Source organism: Symbiobacterium terraclitae (assembly GCF_017874315.1).
GTDB classification, from domain to species: domain Bacteria; phylum Bacillota; class Sulfobacillia; order Symbiobacteriales; family Symbiobacteriaceae; genus Symbiobacterium; species Symbiobacterium terraclitae.
Genome location: NZ_JAGGLG010000021.1, coordinates 39,870 through 60,464 on the forward strand (window position 1 = coordinate 39,870; position 20,595 = coordinate 60,464).

Sequence of the window (20,595 nt, forward strand, 5' to 3'; positions counted from 1 at the left end):
TGAGATAGAAACCTGATAGAAGCACGAAAGGATCGCGTTAGAAACGGGCGCTACCCTGAAAAGTAGGCAAGAGCACTTTTCACGGGGGTGCCCGTAATGTCACAGATCGCTTACGCGGCCGGTCTCCAGTTGCTCTCCTGTTCGCTGGGACTGTCGGCCGTGCTGGCGCTGCTCGACACCCGCAGCGGCTTCGTGCGCGACCACCCGCCGCTGGCCTGGCGGGTCGCGGGAATCCTGACCGGCCCCCTGGCTGCGCTGAGCCTCGTCGCCATGCTGGTGGGCGGCGCGGCGCGCTGGGTCTGGCTGGGGCTGGCCGCCCCGTATGCGGCGATGGCCGCGGCCGCCAGCGCAGCCTGGTACCGCGGCGTCCGGGCCGATATCCGGCGCCAGCGCGGGCGTGAGGCGGCGATGCTCGGCGTGGTCGCCGTGCTCTTCTCCAGCCTGGGCCAGACGGGCGGCGACGCGCTTCCCGCGCTCCCGCTGGCGGCGTCGCTGGGCACCGCGGCCCTGGTGGGCGGCCTGGGGCTGCTCGCCCTCGGCGGCACCCTCGGCCCGCGGCACGACCAGGTGGCAGAGGAGGAGGGCAGCGACGGCGTCCCGCTGCGCGCGGTGGCCACCGGTCTCGGCATCACGCTGCTGGCAGCCTCCGACGTCTGCCGGTCCGTCCTCTTCGGCGGTGCCCCCTGTCCGGTTCCGGTGGCGCTCTGGCTCACCTGCTCGCTGCTGGTTCCCCTCGTGCTGCTGGTGGCGGGCCGCCGGCCGGTGGTGAAGGGCCGCCCCTCGCTGTGGTGCACCGCCTGCGCTGCGGCGCTCATCGGCCAGTTCGCCCTCCAGACGGCCCTCGTCGCCTGAGAACGGCCGCATTCCGGAGAGAAGACGAGAAGACCAGGGTGGTGACCACCCTGGTCTCAATGTTTGTAGCGTCAGGCCGCAGCCCGGGAGGCCTCAGCTCCCCACGGGGAAGTGGCAGGCCACCTGGTGGCCCTTCTCCACCTCGACCAGCTGCGGGTCCTCCGTGCGGCACCGCTCCTGAACGTAGGAGCAGCGCTTCTGGAACCGGCAGCCGGGAGGCGGGTTCACCGGGCTGGGCGGGTCGCCCTCCAGCAGGATCCGCTGGCGGGTCGTCTCGACCTTCGGGTCGGGGATCGGCGCAGCCGAGAGCAGCGCCAGCGTGTAGGGGTGCATCGGCCGCTCGTACAGCGTGTCGCTTTCGGCCAGCTCCACGATGCGGCCCAGGTACATGACGGCGATGCGGCGGGAGATGTGCTTCACCATCGAGAGGTCGTGGGCGATGAAGAGGTAGGCCAGTCCCAGCTGCTCCTGCAGGTCCTCCAGCAGGTTGACGACCTGCGCCTGAATCGAGACATCCAGAGCCGAGATCGGCTCATCGCACACGATGAACTGAGGCTCCACGGCCAGCGCCCGGGCGATGCCGATGCGCTGCCGCTGGCCGCCCGAGAACTCGTGGGGGAACCGGTTGGCGTGCTCGGGCAGCAGGCCGACCAGGTCCAGCAGGTGGTAGATGCGGTCCATGCGCTCCCGGCCCGTGGCCAGGTTGTGGATGTCGATGGCCTCGCCGATGATGTCGGCGGCGGTCATGCGCGGGTCCAGGGAGGCGTAGGGATCCTGGAAGATCATCTGCATCTTCCGGCGGTACGGGTGGAACTGCGGCTCCGGCAGGCGGGAGATCTCCTTGCCCTCGAAGAACACCTCGCCGGCCGTGGGCTGGTAGAGGCGGAGGAGGGTGCGGCCGACGGTGGTCTTGCCGCAGCCGGACTCGCCCACCAGGCCCAGCGTCTCGCCGGGCTGGATCGTGAAGCTGACGTTGTCGACGGCCTGCACCGCCCCGATCTGGCGCGGGATGGGGAAGCCGGCGGTGATCGGGAAGTGCATCTTGAGGCCTCTGACCTCTACGAGCGGGATGGCTTGCTGGGTCACGCCTTCCTCACCTCCTGATCAAAGCTGACAGGCGGTGCGTCCGGGTGCAACAGCCAGCACGCCGCCCGGTGTTCCCTGGAGAGGTCGGTCATCTGGGGCGCCTCCGCGGCGCAGACGTTCATGGCGTACGCACAGCGCGGGTGGAACGGGCAGCCCGGGGGCGGCTGGAGCATGTTGGGCGGTGAGCCGGCGATGGCCTCCAGCCTGGTGCGCGACCGGTCGAGCCGCGGGACCGCCCGCAGCAGTGCCCAGGTGTACGGGTGCTTGGGCTGCTCGAAGATCTCGTTCACCGTGCCGACCTCGGCGACCCGCCCGCCGTACATGACGGCCACGCGGTCCGCCATGCCGGCGACCACGCCGAGGTTGTGGGTGATCATGATGATAGAGGCGTTGAACTCCTTCTTGAGCCGCTTGAGCAGGTCGAGGATCTGCGCCTGGATCGTCACGTCCAGGGCGGTGGTGGGCTCGTCGGCGATGATCAGCCGCGGGTTGCACGCCAGGGCGATGGCGATCATCACGCGCTGCCGCATGCCGCCGGAAAACTCATGCGGGTACTGCCGCAGCCGCCGCTCCGGCGCGGGCACGCCCACCAGGTTGAGCAGTTCGATGGCCCGCTTGTCGGCCTCGGCCCGGGTGAGGCCCAGGTGCTGCATCATGCCCTCGCGCAGCTGCAGGCCGACGGTCAGGGTCGGGTTGAGCCCGGTCATGGGGTCCTGGAAGACCATGGCGATGTCGCGGCCGCGGATCTTGCGCATCTCGCGCTCAGGCAGGCTGAGCAGGTCGACGCCGCCGAAGATCGCCTTGCCCTCGATGCGGGCGTTCTTGGCCAGCAGGCGCATCACCGAGAGCATGGTGACGCTCTTGCCGGAGCCGGACTCGCCGACGATGGCCAGGCACTCGCCCTCGCGGACGGTCAGGTTGACGTCGCGGACGGCGTGAACCTCACCGGCGTAGGTCTTGAACTTGGTCTGAAGCCCTTCGATGCTGAGAAGCGTGTTCACGGCCGTCCCCCCTATCTGCGGAGCTTCGGATCCAGCGCGTCGCGCAGGCCGTCGCCGATGAAGTTGAACGCCAGTGAGACGATGATGATGGCCACGGCCGGGAAGGCGAGCTCCCACGGGTAGGAGCGGAGGCCCTCGAAGCCGTTGGAGGCCAGCACGCCCCACGAGGCCATCGGGGCGCTGACGCCGAGGCCGATGAACGAGAGGAAGGCCTCGGTGAACATGGCCCGGGGGATCGAGAAGGTGAGCTCGACGACGATCGGCGCCATGGCGTTGGGGATCAGGTGGCGGAACACGAGCCGCTTGCGGCTTGCGCCCAGGGCCCTGGCCGCCAGCATGAACTCCTGCTCCTTGAGGGAGAGCACCTGCGCCCGGACCAGCCGCGCCATGCTCGTCCAGTAGACGATGCCGATGGCGATGAAGATCGAGGTGAGGCCCTGCCCCATGACGACCGCCAGCAGGATGACGTAGATCGTGAGCGGGATGGTGTCGATGATGTCGACGATGCGCATCATCACGTTGTCCCACTTGCCGCCCAGGAGTCCGGCGGTGGCGCCGTAGGTCACGCCCACCACCAGCTGCAGCAGGCCGGCGAAGAAGGCCACGGCCAGGGAGATACGGCCGCCGTAGAGCGTGCGCTCGAAGAGGTCACGCCCGTGTGCGTCGGTGCCGAACCAGTGCTGGAGCGAGGGCGGCTGGTCCCGTCCCGCCAGGTTCTGGGTGATCGGGTCGTGCGGGGTGAGCAGGGGACCGATGAAACAGGCGAACAGGAAGATCACCAGGACGATGAGCCCCAGCAGGGCCATGGGGTTGGCCTTGAACCGGCGCCAGGCGTCGGCGGCGAAGCTGATGGGCGGCGTGGTGATCCGCTCGGCAGCAGCCTTGCGGTTGGGGAGGGGCGCAAATCGCTGATCAACAGATGCGGCCATCGACTACCCCTCCTTCTCCAGCCGGACCCGCGGGTCGATGAGCGCCAGAACGATGTCGGCCACGAGGGTGAAGCCCACCAGCAGCAGGCAGAAGAAGACCGTCATGCCCAGCGTCACCGTGTAGTCCCGGTTGGTGATGGACTGCACGAACTCCCGGCCGATGCCCGGGATGCCGAAGATGCTCTCCACGATGAAGCTGCCGGTCAGGATGGAGGCCGTCATCGGGGCCAGCGATGCCACCACGGGCACCATGGCGTTCTTGATCATGTGCCGGTAGATGACGACGACCTCACGGAGTCCCTTGGCCCGCGCGGTGCGGATGTAATCCTGGTTGATCACCTCGAGCATGCTGGACCGGGTCAGCTTGACGATCCAGGCGAGGTTGTAGCTGGCCAGCGCCAGGACCGGCAGAACCATGTAACGTAACTGGCCGCCTCCCCAGGTGGCCGAGGGGAACCAGCCAAGCTTGTAGGCGAAGACATACTGCAGCAGGCCTGCGATGACGAAACTGGGGGCCGCGGCCGTCAGGATGGCCAGTCCTGAGATGGTGCGGTCGCCGATCGTGTTGTGCTTCATCGCACCCGCGATCCCCAGGGGGATGCCGATGATGATGGAGAGGAGCAGGGAGGTGCCGCCGAGCTTCGCCGAGACCGGGAAGCCGCGGTTGATGACCTGGTTGACCGTCAGGCCCTTGTACTTGAAGGACGGGCCGAGATCCCACACGACGACGCCCTTGACGTAATCGAGGTACTGTTGGTGCAGCGGCTTGTTCAGGTTGTATCGCCGTTCGAGGTTCTTGAGGATTGCCTCTGGCACGTTCCGCTCCGAGCTGAAGGGGCCGCCGGGGAGCGCCCTCATCAGGAAGAACGTGGCCGTCACCACAACGAAGGCAACCACAAACATGGTGAATATGCGTTGCATCAGGTAGCGGGCCATCGTATCCCTCCATCCCCGTGGGGCCGAATCTTAGGAAGCGCCACCGCGGAAAGCCACGGTGGCGCTTCCTGCACCGTCCTGATTGTCCGGGACTACTTGCTGATCGTGGCGTTCCGGAGGTTCAGCGGCGAGGTCAGCGGCATCGACCAGCCCTGCACCTTCGGAGAGACCAGGATGACCCGGGTATAGTGGTAGATCGGCATGACCGGCATCTCGTCCATCAGCAGCGCCTCGGCGTCGTGCATGGCCTTCATGCGGACGCTCTGGTCGGCGCTGTTCTTGGCGGTGCTGACCAGCGAGTCGTACTGGGCGTTGCCCCAGTTGGTGTCGTTGTTGCCGCCGCCGGTGACGAACATGTCGATGAAGGTCATCGGGTCGATGTAGTCGCCGATCCAGCCGGCCCGGGCGATGTCATAGTCGCCGTTGGAGCGGCTGTCGAGGTAGACGCCCCACTCCTGGTTGGTCAGCTCGACGTCGATGCCCAGGTTGGTCTTCCACTGGGCCTGGATGGCCTCGGCGATCTTCTGGTGAGCCTCAGAGGTATTGTACAGAATGGTCAGCTTCGGGAAGCCCTTGCCGTCGGGATAGCCGGCCTCGGCGAGGAGCTGCTTGGCCTTGGCGACGTCCTCGGTGAAGTAGTCGCCGCCGTTCTTGCGGAAGTCGCCGTCGCCCTCAGGAATGCCCTCGGGAACCAGCGAGAAGGCCGGGACCTGGCCGCCCTTGGTGATCTGGGTCACGATGGACTCCCGGTCGATGGCCATAGCCAGCGCCTGGCGGACCCGCTTGTCGTTGAGCGGCGCCCTCTCCACGTTGAACAGGTAGTAGTAAACGCCCAGGTCAGGCAGGATCTTCAGCTTGTCGGGATGGTCCTTCTTGAGGCGGTCCAGCTCGGCGATGTTCACGCCGGACTCGACGATGTCGAGCTCGCCGCTCTCAAACATGGTGGTGACGGTGGACTCTTCCTCGAGCAGGAAGAACTCGATCTTGTCGAGCTTGATGTTCTTGGCATCCCAGTAGTTGGGGTTCTTCTCGACGACGACCTTGTCCTTGTCGGTCCAGCTGACCATCTTGAACGGGCCGTTGCCAACGGTGGTCTTGGGATCGCGGAACCAGCCCTCGGGGTTGGCCTCCACGCTCGGCCGGTGGACGGGATAGTAGGTGTGGAAAGCGGTCAGAGAGAGGAAGTACGGCGCAGGCGCAGCGAGGGTGACCTCGATGGTCTTGTCGTCGATGGCCCGGGCGCCGAAGTTCTGGGCGAGCCGCTCGAACTCAGCCGCGATCTCCTCGTCGCTGGCGTTCTCCCACTTGGGGTCGCTCGTGAAGGTGTTCATCTCCTCGGCGCCCTTGATGTAGTACATCTGATAGGCGTACTCCGAGGCGAGCAGCGGATCGAGGACGGACTTCCAGGACCAGACGAAGTCCTCAGCGGTGATCGGGTCGCCGTTGGACCACTTCAGGCCGTCACGCAGGTAGAAGGTGAATACGGTGTTGTCCTCGTTCGCTTCGTACCGCTCGGCAGCACCCGGAACGGCGTTGCCGGCGTCGTCCAGCCGCATCAGGCCCTCCCACAGTGCGATCTCCACGTGGGCCTCGGGCAGGCCGGTGCTCACGCGCGGGTCGAGGGACTGCGGGTTGGTGCCGATGTTCATGCGAATGACCATCTCGTCGCCGGAACCGGAGCCGGACCGGGAACAACCGACGGCTGCCAGCATTACGATGGCCAGCAAGCCTGCCACGTAACGGCGCATAGTGTGTAAACCTCCCTCAAGTACTTCTGTGTCTCTGTGTAGGCGGACCGGGACCGTGGGTCTGGCGGTTGCCTGCCTGGCGAGTCTCCGCTCAGCCACCTCCTCGATGAGATCTCGGCGCGGACAGGTCACCGTCAGCAAGGAAAGTTTCCACAAGTGCCGCACCGGACTGAGGCTCAGACTCGGCGCTTCAGCTGTGGAAAACACCAAAGGACATTTCGATCCGTACGGTTAGATATCCTCCGCTCTGTTTGATGTCAGAATAGAAATACGAATCGGGGCTCCAGCGACGCACGACAAAAGGCAGACCGCCTATTCGTCGGTCTGCCCGGATTGTGGGGGACGGCGTGCCAGACGTTCTGTGAGGTAGGCCAGCCGGGCCGCTCCCAGGCTAACCAGGGCGGCGACGGCCAGCAGTGCGACGACGATGCCGAAGAGAGGCAGGGCAGACGCCAGAGCCTCCCAGGGGGAGACCCCGAAGGACCGGTTGATCCACCAGAACCCGACGCCGGCAGCGATGACCCCCATCACGGCTGCCGTCATCCCCATCTGTCTATGGACCCGCGCTCTCAGCTCGCGCTCAGCCTCGTTCAGTTGTTCCTCTCGCATGGATGCGATCCGAGCCTCCCCTTGCCGGCCTAGATGGCCTCGACGGCCCGGACCTCAGGCACCTGCTGCCGAATCGCCCGCTCGATGCCCATCTTCAGGGTCATGGTCGACATCGGGCAGCCGCCGCACGCGCCCATCATCCGCACCCGTGCGACGCCATCCTCGACGGAAATCAGCTCGACCTCACCGCCGTCCATCCGAATCGCGGGGCGAATCAGGTCCAGCGCCCGCTCGACACGTGCGAACAACGTCTCCTCCGTCATGCTCGTTCACCCCCGAATCGGTGCGACTCGGCTTATGCCTGATGCACCATGCTCAGTTTACCACAGAGGTGCGGCGCTGAAAAGCCGCTCACACCCGAGCCTCCCGCTGGGCGATCAGGTGGCGCACCTGCGCCATCAGCACCTCGAGCCCGGCGTGGTTGTGCGCGCCCTCCGGGATGATCACGTTCGCGTAGCGCTTGGTCGGTTCGACGAACGCCTCATGCATGGGCTTCACGGTGGAAAGATACTGTTTGATGACCGACTCGAGCGTGCGCCCCCGCTCGTTGATGTCGCGGATGATCCGGCGCAGGATGCGGACGTCGGCGTCGGTGTCGACGAAGACCTTGAGGTCGTACAGCTCCCGCATCCTGGGGTCCTCCAGGACCATCACGCCCTCGACGACGATGATGTGGGCGGGCTCGACCCGCACGGTCCCGGGCTCCCGCAGGTGGGTGGCGAAGTTGTACACCGGCCTTTCGATCGGGCGGCCGGCCCTCAGCTCCCTCAGGTGGGCGATGAAGAGGTCGTTGTCGAAGGCGTTCGGGTGGTCGTAGTTGAGGTTGGCCCGCTCTTCGTAGCTCAGGTGGCTGTTGTCCCTGTAGTACGCGTCATGGGCGAGGAGCGTGACGTGCTCTGGGAACTCGGCGGCGATGCGGTTGGCGATCGAGGTCTTGCCTGAGCCGGTTCCCCCGGCAATGGCGATGACCGCACTCGGGACTGGCATGGATGAGTACCCCCTTCGGGCAACTACCGGAACCGGATGTCCCCGTACGATTATCGCCCAGGGGTCTGACCTGCGCAAGAGTCCGCCGCGGCCGGTTTCCGGGGCACGCTGGGCCTGCGCGGCACCCAGCGGAACAGGTAACTTTGGGTATGCGGGAGTTGAAAAACTTGGCGAGTTTCGGTAGTCTAGCACAGGGAGACCATTCCTCTACGCCAGGTTCTGACGTCATACGATACGAAAGCATCATTGAGAATAAGTAAGTCAGGAGGGTTCCGACATGGCATTCCAGCTTCCTGCCCTTCCGTACCCGCACAACGCGCTTGAGCCCCACATCGATGCCCAGACCATGGAGATCCACCATGGGAAGCATCACGCCGCGTACGTCAACAACCTGAACGCGGCGCTGGAGGGGCATGCCGATCTGCAGTCCAAGTCGATCGAGGAGCTCCTCAGGGGGATCGACAGCGTTCCCGAGGCCATCCGCACCGCGGTGCGCAACAACGGCGGCGGCCACGCCAACCACACCCTGTACTGGGAGATCATGACCCCCGGCGGGGCCAAGGAGCCCACGGGTGAGCTGGCCCAGGCGATCAACGCCGCCTTCGGCTCCTTCGAGAACTTCAAGAGCGAGTTCGCCAAGGCCGGGGCCGGCCGCTTCGGGTCCGGCTGGGCCTGGCTGGTCGTCACCAAGGACGGCACGCTGGCGGTCTACTCCACGGCCAACCAGGACAGCCCGCTGATGCAGGGCGACACGCCGATCCTCGGCATGGACGTGTGGGAGCACGCCTACTACCTGAAGTACCAGAACCGCCGGCCCGACTACATCCAGGCGTTCTTCAACGTGATCAACTGGGACAAGGTGGCCGAGCGGTACGCCGCAGCCAAGAAGTAGCACCGGTCCCGGCCTGCCGGGTGCGGGCATGCCGCCCCTTCCGCCGCGCCATACTAAGCGCGAAGGAGGCGGGACGGCATGGAACACGATTCCGAGCACCGGCTGACCGACCAGGAACTGATGTTCGTGCAGCATGCGCTCGACGCGGAGCTGACGGCCCTGAAGAAGGCCCACCACTACGCGGCGGAGATGGAGGACGACAACGCCCGGCAGCTGATGCTGGAGCACGCCGACATCCACCACCGGCGGGTGGACCTGCTGCTCGGCCTTCTGGATGCCCCCGGCGATATCACCAAGCACGCCAAGCTGCTCTTGCAGTCTGGGGGAAGGGGGTATCACGGTGCGCATGACTGACGCGGACCGGCTGCGGGACTGCCTCTGCAGCGCGAAGGAGCTGGCCCGGCTTTACGCCGGGGCGGCACTGGAGTCCACCAACAACGGGGTGCGGGAGTTCTTCCTGGCCATGCACGGCGAGGAGACCCACAACCAGGAGGTCCTGTTCAGCTTCCTGCACACCCGGGGCTGGTACCCGACGGAGATGGCTCCGCCGGAGCGCATCGCACAGGTCAGGGAGCGCTATAGAGCGGAACACGACCGGTTGGGCCTGACGGAGCCTCCGTCCTTCCGCCGGTATCACACGGCAGACCCGAAGGCGCATCCGGCCTCCGCAGAGCATCCTGACCATTTTCGGCAGCACTGACGTACGAGCACGATTCCCGCCTCTTGGGGGCGGGAATCGTGTGTTAATATGGAAGCGAAGGGAGGGAGCGGCGTGGCCCGGATTCGCGTGGGCACCTGCGCCTGGTCCGACCACGAGGAGTACTACCCGAAGGGGCTGCCCCCGCAGGAGCGGCTCTCCTACTACGCGCGCCACTTCTCGCTGGTGGAGGTGGACAGCACGTTCTACCGCCTGCAGCCGGCCAGGTGGTTCGCGGGATGGGCCGCCCGCACGCCGCCCGACTTCCGCTTCAACGTAAAGGCGTACGGGGCGATGACCCGGCACCACCGGGAGCCGCGCCCCGGCGAGGAGAACCTGCTCGAGGTCTTCAAGCGCTTCGCCGAGTCCGTCGAGCCCCTGCGGGAGGCCGGCAAGCTCGGCGCCTTTCACTTTCAGTTCCCGCCCTGGTTCACGTGCTCGAAGGCGTCGCGGGAGTGGGTGCAGTTCTGCCGGGAGTTCTTCGCCGACCAGCTGGTGGCGGTGGAGTTCCGCCACACGTCGTGGTTCGCCGGACAGAACCGGGAGGAGACCCTGGCGTTCCTGCGGGACATCCGGGCCGTGCACGTCGCCTGCGACGCGCCCCAGGTGGGCTCCGGCACGGTGCCGCGCGTCGTCGCCGTCACCGACCCCCGCCTGGCGATCGTGCGGTTCCACGGACGGAACGCGCGGACGTGGTACATCAAGGGGACGACCTCGGCCCAGCGGTTCGACTACCTGTACTCCAGGCAGGAGCTGGCCGAGTGGCTGGACCCGGTCAGGCAGGAGCTGGAGCCCAACGTGGACGAGGTTCACCTGCTGATGAACAACAACCGGGCCAACTACGCGGTGCGCAACGCGCTGGACCTGATGGAGCTCCTCGGGCTGCCTACGCCCGAGCGGGACGAGCGCGGCGTGCCTGTTCCGCCCGCGAAGGAGCAACGACCGCACCAACTTCGGCTCTTCTAGGAAGGGCGCTCGTCACAGCAGCGCAACATAATTAAGATACGTTCGCAAAATGGGGCAGCGCGGTGCATCTGTTTGTAGTAAAGTAATCCCACAAGGAACAGTTTAGACCCCCTAAAAAATACGGAATATTCGCACGAATCGCAGGCCGAGTGGGGGCGTTGGGGGGAGATAGGAGCCATGACGTGGCAGGCCAGCCAGGGTGCGAGGTCCCTTCCTGCAGGGGAGGAGGAGGGGGGCCACATTGCCCGCCGCCTGACGGCGGGGGATGAGGATGCGCTCGGCATGCTCATGGAACGTTACGGCGGCGCCCTGCTGCAGTATGCGCACCGCCTTGTGGGCGACAGGCACGCTGCCGAGGAGATCTGCCAGGACACCCTGCTCAAGGCCTGGCAACAGGGTGACGCCTTCCTGCAGGACGGACACCTGAGGGCATGGCTCTTCCGGGTGGCCCGCAACCGCGCCATCGACTGCCTCCGCCGGCGCCGTACCGCCGCGGAGGAGCTGTCGGGCGCTGCGCCCGGTCTGACTCTCGCGCATCCCGAGGAGGAGGCGGAGCGCGCCTGGATGACCGAGGCGATTCTCGACGCCCTGGCGGAGCTGCCGCCCCAGTCCCGGGTGGTGATCGAGATGCGGTTCTTCCGGAACATGAGCTACAAGGAGATCGCCGAGCGGCTGGCGATCCCGATGGGCACGGTGAAGAGCCGGCTCAACTACGGGCTGAAGGGCCTGGCCCGCATCCTGCGCACGCGGCGCATCGCCGGTGAGGTGGCCGGCCACTAGTTTGCCTCTGGTATACTGGGTGGAGAGCGTCGTGAAGGGGACGGAGCATGATCAGAGCAGCCGTTTTCGCAGCGGGACAGGTCTATCGCTTGGCGCGCGTCCGGCGGCTGGTGGGCCGGCCGGACTTGGTGATCTGCGCGGATGCCGGGCTGCGCCACGCCCGCGCGCTGGGGCTCAGGCCCGACCTGTTGCTGGGTGATTTCGACTCCCTGCCGTCCGAGCTTCTCCAGGAAGCGCGGGCCGAGGGCGTGCCCATCCTGCAGGTGCCGGTGGAGAAGGACAAGACCGACAGCGAGATCGCCCTGGAGGAGGCCGTGCGCAGGGGCGCCGGGGAGGTCATCCTCGTCGGCGCGTCGGGCACCCGCCTGGACCACACCCTCGCCAACGTCCACCTGCTGCCCGCGAGCCCGGTGCCGGTGACCATGACGGACGGCAGGTCCATCGCCCGCATCCTCCGGGGAGGCGAGTCGCTGACGGTGCCGCATGAAACCGGGGCGTTCCTCTCGCTGGTGCCGCTCACGCCCACCGCGTCGGGGGTGACCGTGAGGGGCGTGCACTGGTCGCTGCACGGGGCCACCCTGCGCTGGGGGGAGACGCTGGGCATCTCCAACCGGATCGTCGACCGCGAGGCACACGTGTCGGTGGAAGAGGGCTGTCTGCTCGTCGTCCAGGCGTGGGATTGAGATCGCGCGTCCGGGCCCGCAGAGGGCGGTGCAGGCTTCCGCTGGCGCGGGTCCGCGCCGGCCCCGGGCGGATCGTGAGGGGTTGTCCAGGTTCGCCGTTGGGGGCGGACCTGGATTCTGTTATCTTCCGGACTGTGCTACTATGGCATCATGAACATCAGGCTCTTCGCGTTCGATTTGGACGGCACCCTCGTGGACCGTGCCGGGCGTATCTCAGCGGAGAACCTGCGGGCCGTCGAGCAGGCCCGCGCATCCGGGGCGGAGGTCATGATCGTCACCGGACGGTCGTGGCGGTCCACCCTGCCTTATTACCGCGCCCTGGCGATGACCGGCCCTGCTATCTGCTACCTGGGCGCCCTGGTGGTGGCCGACGGGACGGGGCGCGTGCTCGAGCACCTCCCGCTGGAGCCGGCGGCGTGGCACCCCCTCCGCCGGCTGGCGCTGGCCGAGGGGCTGGCCGTCACGGCCGCGGTCGCGGTACCCGGGGGTGCCGACGGCCCTGCGGGAGGGGACCGGGGACGGGAGCTGGGCCTCGCCGCCGACGTCGCCTACGCCACGGGGCGGGCGGACGACTTCAACGGCTGGGAAGACTGGAACCCGTACACGGAGATCGACCCGGCGCTCGACCGGTGCGCCTCCCCGCCGACCATGGCCGCCGTCTACGGCGACCGGTCCGTCGCGCGGGTGCTGGCCGCGTTTCCTGACGGCCTGCCCCGTGCCCAGTTCGATCTGAGCGACCACATCGAGGGCGAGACCGTGCTCCACGTCTGGCACGAGGCGGTCGACAAGGGCCGCGCCCTGGCCCGCTACTGCCGGGAGCGGGGCATCCCGCCGGAGGCGGTGCTGGCCGTGGGCGACGCCGCCATGGACGTGACCATGCTCCGCTTCGCCGGGATCGGGGTGGCGGTGCCCGGCAGTCAGCCGGCAGCCCTGGCGGCGGCGGACTGGGTGGCATCGCCCGCCGAGGCCGTGGCGCGGGCGCTGGGGAGCCGGGGGTGAGGGAGATGACGCGCCCCGAACCGGCGGACGGGGCCCGCAGCGGCCTGGCAGCGGCAACGCGGCCGTTCGGCACGAGAGCGCTTTTCTGGATCCGGCTGGGCTGGGCGCAGCTGACCCTGCCCGGCCGGCTTCGGCGCGCCATGCCGCCGGCGGGGCGCGCCCTGCTGGCCGCGCTGGCCGGTGCCGGCCACGAGGCGGCGCTGGTGGGCGGCGCGGTTCGGGACCTGCTGCTGGCACAGGCGCCCAAGGACTGGGACCTGGTGACCAGCGCCACACCCGGGGAGATCCTCCGGCTGTTCCCCGACGGGCGGCTGATCGGCGCGGCCCGCGCGACCGGCACGGTGCTGGTGGCCCGGGACGGGGTGGTCTACGAGATCACACCGTACCGGGGGGAGGATCTCGAGGCCGACCTGGCCCGCAGGGACTTCACCATCGACGCGATGGCGCTCACCGCCGCAGGGCGCCTCATCGACCCGCTGGGCGGCCGGCGGGACCTGGCGGCGGGACGCCTCCGGGCCTGCGGCCGGCCCGAGGACCGGCTGCGGGAGGATCCGCTGCGGGCGCTTCGGGCGGTGCGGCTGGCCGCGCAGTTCGACCTGGAGATCGAGCCCGGGCTCGCCGCGGCGATCGCCCGGGCGGCTCCCCTCCTCGCCGGGGTGGCGCCCGAGCGCATTGGCGCCGAGTTCGCCCGCCTGCTGGTGACCGACCGGCCGGCGTGGGGCATGCAGCGCCTGCGGGAGCTGGGCCTGCTCGCCCAGTTCGCCCCGGAGCTGCTGGAGATGGTGGGGGTGGAGCAGAACCAGTACCACGCCTTCCCGGTGTGGGAGCACTCGCTGATGGCCCTGGCCCTGGTGCCGCCGGTGCTCCACCTCAGGCTGGCGGCGCTGCTCCACGACGTCGCCAAGCCGCGCTGCCTCTCGGTGGACGAGGACGGCGGCCGCCACTTCTACCGGCATGAGCTGGTCGGGGCCGAGATGGCGGACGAGCTGCTCCGGCGCCTGCGGTTCGACAACGAGACCAGGTCCCGGGCCGTCCACCTCGTGCGCTTCCACATGGACCTGCACCTGGACGGCCCGGCCACCGACGCCGCCCTGCGCCGCATGGTGCGGCGGATCGGCCTGGAGCACCTGGACGACCTCGTGCAGCTGCGCCGGGCGGACCGCCTGGCCTCGGGGAAACGGGAGGGAGACCTGGGCCCGGAGACGATGGCCCTGCTGGACGGGATCCGGCGGGTGCTGGCGGCCGACGCCGCCCTGAAGGTGACCGACCTGGCGGTGGACGGCCACGACGTGATGGCCGCCTTCGGCCGGGGTCCCGGCCCCTACGTGGGCCAGGTTCTGGAGGCGCTGCTGGAGGAGGTCCTGGAGCGCCCCGAGCGGAACCGGCGGGACGTGCTGCTCAGGCGCCTGGCCGAACTGGCCGCCGGTGGCTGGCAGGGCCGCCCGTGAGGTGCTATGCTGGGAAGGGACAGACTTGTCGCAGCAGGGGAGGCAGGATCGGACATGAAGGCAGAGCCGGGGGAACTGACGCTGACGTTCACGCCCTGGAGCCAGTGGGTGCGGGAGGTGGCGGCGTCGAAGGTGGCTCTGGTGACGACGGCGGGCGTATATTTGAAGCACGGGCTCCACGAGCCCTTCGACCCGGACCGGGAGGGGGGAGACCCGACCTTCCGGGAGTTCCCCTCCGTGGTGGACCTGGCGGACGTCGCGCTGGCCGGCGCGGCGCAGGGCCCGGCCGGTGACGCGGTGAACGGCCCGGTGGGTGACGAGGTGAGCGGCGAGTCGGGCAGCGACGACCAGGAGCAGGCCAAGGCGGAGGCGCGCGCACAGGTGAACCGGGTCTTCCCGCTGGACCGGCTGCGTGCCATGGCCGCCGCCGGGACGATCGACGCGGTGGCTCCCTTCGCCTACAGCTTCTCCGGGGCGGTCTCCGACCCGCTGCCGCTGCTGGCCGATTTCGGGCCTGCGGTGGCCTGGCGCATCCGGCGGATGGGCGCAGACGTGGTGCTGGTGGTGGCCGCCGGCTCCGGCCTGCCGGCCGCGGCCATCGTGGCCCGGCTGATCGAGCTGGCCGGCATCCCCACGGTTGTGCTGGCTGCGGACGCAGACGCGCTGCGCAGGGCCGGGGTGCCCCGCGGGGTGGCGATGGACCCCGGCGAATGGGTGCAGCGGCTGCCCGAAGCGCTGGAGGCCGCGTGGCCCCTCGACGCACCCGGTGTCGTTGCGCTGTGAGCGGGAGGGCCGCCCGTGGCCGCAGGGTGTGGTGTGCCGCAAGGGGCGGCATGCGCCTGCACAGCCCCAGGTGACCTGGCGGTAAGCCTCGAGTCAGGAGGGAAAGCGATGAGTCGCGAGTGGGTGGAGGTCTACAAGGCACCGGACCACGTTGAGGCCGAGCTGATACGGGGTCTCCTGGAGGCAAGCGGCATCCCTGTGGTCACGGAGGCCCGCGGTGCGCAGGCGCTTCCCTTCATCCTGGGTCCCGCCAGGGTCGGGGGGTACATCTCGATCCTCGTGCCGCCGGACCAGGAGGAGGCCGCAGGCGAGGTGTTGCGCGCCCGGGAGGACCAGGGGCCGGCTGAGCAGGACCGGGGAGAATGAGGACGCCGGCGAGGGCGGTGCCACAGGCAACGGAGCGATGGGAGAGGGGCGGCCGATCTGGCTGCCCCTCCCGATTTCATCTTCACGATGCGCGCCCTTTCTTCGCCGTCACCAGCCCCGGCTCAGCCGGGCGCTCACCTCGTGCCAGAGCAGGTTCAGCTGGTCCCGTGCGGAGGTGGAGTCCAGGATCAGCGCCGCCTTGGTCGACTCCGCCAGGTCCACGACCTTCTGCAGGTCGGGCTGCGCCTGGGCGGGGGCGGCCGCCAGGGCGTCCATCAGCGTCCGGTGGGCGATGGCCAGCTCATCCCGGGCGAGCCCCCGGTTTCCCTCGGCCCAGTGGACCTGGGCCAGCAGGACCTCGCCCTGGGCCTTGATCAACAGCCCCTTCACCGTCATCTCCAGCGAGAGCGCGGCCGCGGTCTCCTGCTCCGACGACGCCACCTGCTCCTTCACCGACTCCTCCAGGGCCTTGAGCTTGGCCTCCATCTCCTCCCGTGCCGCGCGCAGGTCGAGCTTCAGCGTCTCGATCTCGGCGAGGCGCGCCTCGAGGGTGGTCAGGTTGCCGTCTTTCTCCATCAGCAGCCCTGCCGCTGCGGCCGCGTCCTCGACCCGCTTCATGTCTGCCTCCAGCGCCGCCTGCTGCTCCCGCACCTGCGCCTCCAGGGCTGATGTGGCGGTGGCCAGCTCGGCGCGCAGCCGGGCCACCTCGTCGAGGGTCTCCTGCCGCAGGGTCTGGAGCTCGGCCTCCGTGCTGGTCGCCACAGAGGTCGCCACGGCGTTCAGGCGCAGCTCGACGATGAGGAAGGCGGTGCCCAGGCTTACGCCGGCCATGAGCAGCAGCAGGCCCAGCCAGCGGAGCAGGCGCACTGGCCAGCCGAACCTGGGCGGTGCCGGTTCCGGTTCTGGCGTGATGACGGGGCTGCTCATTACAACAACTCCTTTCAAATTGTGAATGGCGATTAGAAGGTGCTACTGGATTTGCGGCGAATCTTGGTCAAATCATCTGTTGCGGTGATGATTCACTGCAGTATAGAAAGAAAGGGTGGGGGTTCAGCGATGATGAGAAAGAGTTCCGCTTTCCTCCTGGTTATCCTGCTGCTGGCGATGACCGCGCTCACCGCGTGCGGCGGGGTCAAGCCGTCGGACGGCGGCCAGTCCGGCAGCGGGACCGGGACGCAGCAGCAGTCCGGCGGCCAGACCCAGCAGCCCTCGGGCGGCGAGGACAAGAAGCCGGCCAACTCCCTGGAGCGGATCCAGGCCGAGGGCGTGCTGAGGGTGGGCATCGACGCCTCCTATCCGCCCATGGAGTTCGTGGATGAGGACGGCAAGACCCCGATCGGCTTCGATATCGACATGGCGGGCGCGATCGCGGAGAAGCTGGGCGTGAAGGCCGAGTTCGTCATCATCGACTGGAGCGGCATTCAGGCCGGCCTGCTCGGCGGCCACTACGACGCGATCATGTCCTCGATGACCATCACCGAGGACCGGCAGAAGGAGATGGACTTCGTCCAGTACATCACCATGGGCATCTCCTACGCCTCGCGCCCCGGCGTTGAGGTCAAGACCGATGCCGACCTGGCCGGCAAGGTCGTCGTCGTCCAGGAGGAGACCACCGCCCAGTACTACATCGAGGACCTCATGGCCAACCAGGGCATCCAGCCCAAGGAGCTGCGCTCCTTCCCCTACGCGACGGACGCCTTCCGCGAGCTGGCCAACGGCATGGCTGACGTGGTGGCGATCGACTCCCCGGTGGCCGGCTACTACGCCAAGCTCGATCCCGACCTCTACCGGGTGACCGGCGCCGCGGAGATGGAGCCCGACCCGATCGGCATCGCGCTGCGCAAGGGCGAGACCGAGCTCAGGGAGGCCATCCAGAAGGCCGTGGACGAGCTGAAGGCCGACGGCACCCTGCAGCAGCTGGCCGTGAAGTGGTTCGGCGACGCGGCGGGTCAGTAACCCGCGCGGTGGGTGAACCGGCGACGGTGTGCGTCGGGCTTGCCGTAGTCGTGGAAAGTGGGTGATTCCGAATGGAACGGTTCATCGCGCACACCATCAACATCCTGCCCGTGCTCCTCGAGGGCCTGGGCGTCACGCTCTCGCTCACGTTCATCTCCGCACTGGTGGGCACCCTGCTGGGACTGCTGGCGGCCCTGGCGCGCATCTCCCGCAACCCGCTCTTCACGCTTCCGGCCAGCGGGTACGTAACCCTGTTCCGTGGAACCCCGCTCCTGCTCCAGCTGCTCTTCATCTACAACGCCCTGCCGCAGATGGGGCTGCGGCTCCCGGCGTTCCAGGCGGCGGTGGTCGCCTTCAGCCTCAACGCCGGCGCCTACATCGCCGAGATCATCCGGGCGGCCATCCAGTCCATCGACAGGGGGCAGATGGAGGCGGCCCGCTCCCTGGGCATGTCCTACGGCATGGCGATGCGCCGGGTCATCCTGCCCCAGACCTACCGCCGGCTCCTGCCACCGATGGTCAACGAGCTCGCCGCGCTGACGAAGGACACCTCGCTGGCCTCGTCGATCTCCATCCTGGAGCTGATGAAGTACTCGCAGCAGTTCGTCTCGCGCACCGCCCTGGTCGCCCAGACCTTCGTGTGGACCGCGGTCTTCTACCTCGTGGTCACCGTCGGTCTCAGCACCCTGGCCAGCCACCTGGAGAAGAAGCTGGAGGCGAGGGGATAGCATGACAGAGCCGATCATCACCATCGAGGGGCTGAAGAAGAGCTTCGGCAAGCTGGAGGTCCTGAAGGGCATCGACCTCACCATCAGCAAGGGCGAGGTCGTGGTCGTCATCGGCCCCTCCGGATCGGGCAAGTCCACCCTGCTGCGCTGCATCAACTTCCTGGAGAAGCCCACCGCCGGGCGGGTGCTCTTCCAGGGCGAAGAGGTGGGGCAGCGGCTGGTGGACGGCCGGCTCGTCCCCCTGCCGGAGAAGGTGCTGGATGCGCAGCGGGCCCGCATGGGCATGGTCTTTCAGCGCTTCAACCTGTTTCCGCACATGACGGCGCTCGAGAACGTGATCGAGGCGCCGATCCAGGTGCGCAAGATGCCGCGGGCGCAGGCGGAGGAGCTGGGGCTCAGCCTGCTCCGGCGGGTCGGCCTCGCCGACAAGGCGAGCCAGTACCCCAACTTCCTCTCCGGCGGCCAGCAGCAGCGGGTGGCCATCGCCCGGGCCCTGGCCATGGAGCCCGACGTGATGCTCTTCGACGAGCCGACGTCGGCCCTGGACCCGGAGCTCGTGGGCGAGGTGCTGCAGGTGATGCAGGACCTCGCCAACGACGGCATGACCATGGTGGTCGTGACCCACGAGATGGGCTTCGCCCGGGAGGTGGGCGACCGGGTGATCTTCATGGACGGCGGCCTGATCGTGGAGGAGGGCCCCCCCGAGCAGATCTTCGGCCAGCCCCGGCACCCGCGGACCCGGGAGTTCCTGTCCAAGGTGCTGCACTGAGGGCTCAGGCGATCGCTGTGCGACAGGGAGAGGGCAATCCTGTACAGTGTGAGGGAGGGGCGGGTCACCCATTCGGGCGATCCGCCCCTCCCTCAGGTTGCACACAGAAACAGGGAGCCGGCCGCACCGCACTGCAACGTCGATTTCCATCGGTTAACCGTTACCGGTGTGTGCATCCTGCTCAACCTTGACCGCCCCGAAACGGGCATCAGGAAATACGGGGAGAACTTCCCAGTATTTTTCACGAAGTGCAGGGAAAACGGCACCCTATCGCGCTGCTTGGCGGGACTCGCGGCGCCTCAAGCCAGGTGATCCGGCCTTTGGGAACGCGTTTTCGACAGCATGAGACAGCGTTCGACTAGTCGTTGGCCGCGATCGAGTTGACATCACGGTATTAGGGGGAGCGGCTCCCTGTATTTCGTGAAAAATACGGGGAAGATTTCCCCGTATCTCTCCCGTCGCGGTCTTGGAGCCCTTGCGCGGCGGCGGGGCATGCGAACCCGCTTCTCGCCAGTTCACGGGTGAACCGCGCGGGCGTCCAGCCCAGACCCATCCTGAGGGCGGTCTGGCCAGCCCGCCCCAAGGGCGGCCAGGTTCCGTCGCCGGGCAGACCGGCCCGCGAGCGGCCGGCGTGCCCGTGAACAGGGCGCGGGTGCCAGGCGGCCGACGCACGGCTCACCCCCGTCACCCACGCCCAGCGAGCCCTGTGACGCAACCTACTTCCCGAACCGCTCGAACGAGTAGATCTCCTCCAGGGGCCGGCGGGTCCGGGCCGGCTGCTCCCATCCCTCCGCCGGGTGCCCCACGGCCACCACGCCGGCGAAGAGGTAGTCCCCCGCGGGCACGCTCACGGCGGCCTTGACCCTCTCGCCGTCAAAGCCGGTCATCCAGAGGGTGCTTAGCCCGTACCTGGTGGCGGCGAGGAGCAGGAAGCCCACGGCCGTGTACGTGTTGGGCAGCACCAGCGCCTGCCGGTGGGCCTGGTCCTCCCGCAGCCGCTGCACCAGCGCCTGGCGCTCCGGCGGCGCCTGCCCGGCCCTGATCTGCGCCTCGATGCGGTCCGCCAGGGCGTCCGCCTGCCGGAGCGAAGCGAGGCAGACGATCGACGCCCCGGCCGTCTGCACGATCTGGGCGTTGCGGCCTGCGGTGGCGGCGGCCAGGGCGGCCTTGGTCTCCGGGCGCCTGACCACGACGAACTCCCAGGGCTGATGGTTCATGGCGCTCGGGGCCTGGTGGGCGGCCTCGAGCAGGGCGATCAGGACCTCATCGGGCACCGGATCGGGGCGGAACTCCCGCACGCTGTGCCGGCGTGCAATCGCCTCCAACACGTCGCATGGCTCCGTCCTGTACTGCATCTGAGACTCTCTCCTTTGCAAGCTG

General features: G+C 68.2%; 24 protein-coding genes. 14 read left to right on the forward strand and 10 right to left on the reverse strand.

The window, feature by feature from the left end; all coding sequences use genetic code 11:
- Positions 1-96: 96 nt before the first annotated feature.
- Positions 97-852: a hypothetical protein gene (locus tag J2Z79_RS12145; protein ID WP_209467161.1), complete on the forward strand. Its 756-nt coding sequence runs from the start codon at positions 97-99 to the stop codon at positions 850-852.
- Between the two features lie 93 nt (positions 853-945).
- On the opposite strand, the gene J2Z79_RS12150 is transcribed toward J2Z79_RS12145, so the two are convergent.
- From J2Z79_RS12150 to udk, 8 genes are all read right to left on the reverse strand, one after another.
- Positions 946-1,893, reverse strand: a complete 948-nt coding sequence (locus J2Z79_RS12150) for an ABC transporter ATP-binding protein (RefSeq protein ID WP_209467192.1) — start codon at positions 1,891-1,893, stop codon at positions 946-948.
- 41 nt (positions 1,894-1,934) lie between these two features.
- Complete coding sequence (locus tag J2Z79_RS12155) at positions 1,935-2,939, reverse strand: ABC transporter ATP-binding protein (protein ID WP_209467162.1); 1,005 nt, start codon at positions 2,937-2,939, stop codon at positions 1,935-1,937.
- Between the two features lie 11 nt (positions 2,940-2,950).
- Entirely contained in the window at positions 2,951-3,868 is a 918-nt protein-coding gene (locus J2Z79_RS12160; protein WP_209467163.1) for an ABC transporter permease, read from the reverse strand.
- Between the two features lie 3 nt (positions 3,869-3,871).
- Positions 3,872-4,804, reverse strand: coding sequence for an ABC transporter permease (locus tag J2Z79_RS12165; RefSeq protein ID WP_209467164.1), 933 nt, complete (start codon positions 4,802-4,804; stop codon positions 3,872-3,874).
- Between the two features lie 92 nt (positions 4,805-4,896).
- Positions 4,897-6,552 carry a peptide ABC transporter substrate-binding protein gene (locus J2Z79_RS12170; RefSeq protein ID WP_209467165.1) on the reverse strand — a complete coding sequence of 552 codons (1,656 nt, stop codon included), beginning with the start codon at positions 6,550-6,552 and terminating at the stop codon, positions 4,897-4,899.
- A gap of 312 nt (positions 6,553-6,864) precedes the next feature.
- Entirely contained in the window at positions 6,865-7,161 is a 297-nt protein-coding gene (locus J2Z79_RS12175) for a hypothetical protein (RefSeq protein WP_209467166.1), read from the reverse strand.
- A gap of 29 nt (positions 7,162-7,190) precedes the next feature.
- The gene (locus tag J2Z79_RS12180; RefSeq protein ID WP_209467167.1) at positions 7,191-7,424 is read right to left on the reverse strand and encodes a NifU family protein; all 234 of its coding nucleotides are present in this window, start codon (positions 7,422-7,424) and stop codon (positions 7,191-7,193) included.
- A gap of 88 nt (positions 7,425-7,512) precedes the next feature.
- Complete coding sequence (gene udk, locus J2Z79_RS12185) at positions 7,513-8,148, reverse strand: uridine kinase (RefSeq protein ID WP_209467168.1); 636 nt, start codon at positions 8,146-8,148, stop codon at positions 7,513-7,515.
- Positions 8,149-8,425: 277 nt separating this feature from the next.
- Between udk and J2Z79_RS12190 the strand changes: the two genes are divergently transcribed.
- The 10 genes from J2Z79_RS12190 to J2Z79_RS12235 all read left to right on the forward strand — a co-directional run bounded on the left by J2Z79_RS12190 (position 8,426) and on the right by J2Z79_RS12235 (position 15,762).
- Positions 8,426-9,040, forward strand: coding sequence for a superoxide dismutase (locus J2Z79_RS12190; RefSeq protein WP_209467169.1), 615 nt, complete (start codon positions 8,426-8,428; stop codon positions 9,038-9,040).
- Between the two features lie 78 nt (positions 9,041-9,118).
- Positions 9,119-9,394, forward strand: coding sequence for a hypothetical protein (locus J2Z79_RS12195; protein WP_209467170.1), 276 nt, complete (start codon positions 9,119-9,121; stop codon positions 9,392-9,394).
- Positions 9,387-9,740, forward strand: coding sequence for a spore coat protein (locus J2Z79_RS12200; RefSeq protein ID WP_245302698.1), 354 nt, complete (start codon positions 9,387-9,389; stop codon positions 9,738-9,740). The genes J2Z79_RS12195 and J2Z79_RS12200 overlap by 8 nt, the downstream gene beginning before the upstream one ends.
- Before the next feature lie 72 nt (positions 9,741-9,812).
- A complete protein-coding gene (locus J2Z79_RS12205) occupies positions 9,813-10,703 on the forward strand; it encodes a DUF72 domain-containing protein (protein ID WP_209467172.1) in 891 nt (296 codons plus the stop codon).
- A gap of 177 nt (positions 10,704-10,880) precedes the next feature.
- Positions 10,881-11,483, forward strand: coding sequence for an RNA polymerase sigma factor (locus J2Z79_RS12210; protein WP_280953708.1), 603 nt, complete (start codon positions 10,881-10,883; stop codon positions 11,481-11,483).
- 47 nt (positions 11,484-11,530) lie between these two features.
- Complete coding sequence (locus tag J2Z79_RS12215; protein ID WP_209467174.1) at positions 11,531-12,166, forward strand: thiamine diphosphokinase; 636 nt, start codon at positions 11,531-11,533, stop codon at positions 12,164-12,166.
- Between the two features lie 150 nt (positions 12,167-12,316).
- Entirely contained in the window at positions 12,317-13,165 is an 849-nt protein-coding gene (locus J2Z79_RS12220) for an HAD-IIB family hydrolase (RefSeq protein ID WP_245302684.1), read from the forward strand.
- Between the two features lie 5 nt (positions 13,166-13,170).
- A complete protein-coding gene (locus J2Z79_RS12225) occupies positions 13,171-14,613 on the forward strand; it encodes a CCA tRNA nucleotidyltransferase (protein WP_209467176.1) in 1,443 nt (480 codons plus the stop codon).
- 54 nt (positions 14,614-14,667) lie between these two features.
- Positions 14,668-15,396, forward strand: a complete 729-nt coding sequence (locus J2Z79_RS12230; protein ID WP_209467177.1) for a hypothetical protein — start codon at positions 14,668-14,670, stop codon at positions 15,394-15,396.
- Positions 15,397-15,504: 108 nt separating this feature from the next.
- Positions 15,505-15,762, forward strand: a complete 258-nt coding sequence (locus J2Z79_RS12235; RefSeq protein ID WP_209467178.1) for a putative signal transducing protein — start codon at positions 15,505-15,507, stop codon at positions 15,760-15,762.
- A gap of 108 nt (positions 15,763-15,870) precedes the next feature.
- Here the strand turns inward: J2Z79_RS12235 and J2Z79_RS12240 are convergent, their stop codons facing one another.
- Complete coding sequence (locus tag J2Z79_RS12240; RefSeq protein WP_209467179.1) at positions 15,871-16,689, reverse strand: hypothetical protein; 819 nt, start codon at positions 16,687-16,689, stop codon at positions 15,871-15,873.
- 129 nt (positions 16,690-16,818) lie between these two features.
- Here J2Z79_RS12240 and J2Z79_RS12245 point away from each other — a divergent pair, with 129 nt between their 5' ends.
- The 3 genes from J2Z79_RS12245 to J2Z79_RS12255 all read left to right on the forward strand — a co-directional run bounded on the left by J2Z79_RS12245 (position 16,819) and on the right by J2Z79_RS12255 (position 19,215).
- Positions 16,819-17,718 (forward strand): ABC transporter substrate-binding protein, encoded by a 900-nt coding sequence (locus J2Z79_RS12245; RefSeq protein WP_209467180.1) that lies wholly within the window; start codon positions 16,819-16,821, stop codon positions 17,716-17,718.
- Between the two features lie 71 nt (positions 17,719-17,789).
- Positions 17,790-18,446 (forward strand): amino acid ABC transporter permease, encoded by a 657-nt coding sequence (locus J2Z79_RS12250; RefSeq protein ID WP_209467181.1) that lies wholly within the window; start codon positions 17,790-17,792, stop codon positions 18,444-18,446.
- A gap of 1 nt (position 18,447) precedes the next feature.
- The gene (locus J2Z79_RS12255) at positions 18,448-19,215 is read left to right on the forward strand and encodes an amino acid ABC transporter ATP-binding protein (protein WP_245302685.1); all 768 of its coding nucleotides are present in this window, start codon (positions 18,448-18,450) and stop codon (positions 19,213-19,215) included.
- Between the two features lie 716 nt (positions 19,216-19,931).
- On the opposite strand, the gene J2Z79_RS12260 is transcribed toward J2Z79_RS12255, so the two are convergent.
- Entirely contained in the window at positions 19,932-20,570 is a 639-nt protein-coding gene (locus J2Z79_RS12260; RefSeq protein WP_209467182.1) for a nitroreductase family protein, read from the reverse strand.
- Between the last annotated feature and the right edge of the window lie 25 nt (positions 20,571-20,595).

Coding starts and splice junctions, on each gene's coding strand:
- J2Z79_RS12220 (WP_245302684.1), top strand. CDS start 12,317: ATGAACATCAGGCTCTTCGCGTTCGATTTGGACGGCACCCTCGTGGAC.
- J2Z79_RS12190 (WP_209467169.1), top strand. CDS start 8,426: ATGGCATTCCAGCTTCCTGCCCTTCCGTACCCGCACAACGCGCTTGAG.
- J2Z79_RS12245 (WP_209467180.1), top strand. CDS start 16,819: ATGATGAGAAAGAGTTCCGCTTTCCTCCTGGTTATCCTGCTGCTGGCG.
- J2Z79_RS12225 (WP_209467176.1), top strand. CDS start 13,171: ATGACGCGCCCCGAACCGGCGGACGGGGCCCGCAGCGGCCTGGCAGCG.
- J2Z79_RS12160 (WP_209467163.1), bottom strand. CDS start 3,868: ATGGCCGCATCTGTTGATCAGCGATTTGCGCCCCTCCCCAACCGCAAG.
- J2Z79_RS12180 (WP_209467167.1), bottom strand. CDS start 7,424: ATGACGGAGGAGACGTTGTTCGCACGTGTCGAGCGGGCGCTGGACCTG.
- J2Z79_RS12150 (WP_209467192.1), bottom strand. CDS start 1,893: ATGCACTTCCCGATCACCGCCGGCTTCCCCATCCCGCGCCAGATCGGG.
- J2Z79_RS12240 (WP_209467179.1), bottom strand. CDS start 16,689: ATGAGCAGCCCCGTCATCACGCCAGAACCGGAACCGGCACCGCCCAGG.
- udk (WP_209467168.1), bottom strand. CDS start 8,148: ATGCCAGTCCCGAGTGCGGTCATCGCCATTGCCGGGGGAACCGGCTCA.
- J2Z79_RS12255 (WP_245302685.1), top strand. CDS start 18,448: ATGACAGAGCCGATCATCACCATCGAGGGGCTGAAGAAGAGCTTCGGC.
- J2Z79_RS12215 (WP_209467174.1), top strand. CDS start 11,531: ATGATCAGAGCAGCCGTTTTCGCAGCGGGACAGGTCTATCGCTTGGCG.
- J2Z79_RS12230 (WP_209467177.1), top strand. CDS start 14,668: ATGAAGGCAGAGCCGGGGGAACTGACGCTGACGTTCACGCCCTGGAGC.
- J2Z79_RS12235 (WP_209467178.1), top strand. CDS start 15,505: ATGAGTCGCGAGTGGGTGGAGGTCTACAAGGCACCGGACCACGTTGAG.
- J2Z79_RS12145 (WP_209467161.1), top strand. CDS start 97: ATGTCACAGATCGCTTACGCGGCCGGTCTCCAGTTGCTCTCCTGTTCG.
- J2Z79_RS12195 (WP_209467170.1), top strand. CDS start 9,119: ATGGAACACGATTCCGAGCACCGGCTGACCGACCAGGAACTGATGTTC.
- J2Z79_RS12200 (WP_245302698.1), top strand. CDS start 9,387: ATGACTGACGCGGACCGGCTGCGGGACTGCCTCTGCAGCGCGAAGGAG.
- J2Z79_RS12165 (WP_209467164.1), bottom strand. CDS start 4,804: ATGGCCCGCTACCTGATGCAACGCATATTCACCATGTTTGTGGTTGCC.
- J2Z79_RS12260 (WP_209467182.1), bottom strand. CDS start 20,570: ATGCAGTACAGGACGGAGCCATGCGACGTGTTGGAGGCGATTGCACGC.
- J2Z79_RS12250 (WP_209467181.1), top strand. CDS start 17,790: ATGGAACGGTTCATCGCGCACACCATCAACATCCTGCCCGTGCTCCTC.
- J2Z79_RS12210 (WP_280953708.1), top strand. CDS start 10,881: ATGACGTGGCAGGCCAGCCAGGGTGCGAGGTCCCTTCCTGCAGGGGAG.
- J2Z79_RS12170 (WP_209467165.1), bottom strand. CDS start 6,552: ATGCGCCGTTACGTGGCAGGCTTGCTGGCCATCGTAATGCTGGCAGCC.
- J2Z79_RS12175 (WP_209467166.1), bottom strand. CDS start 7,161: ATGCGAGAGGAACAACTGAACGAGGCTGAGCGCGAGCTGAGAGCGCGG.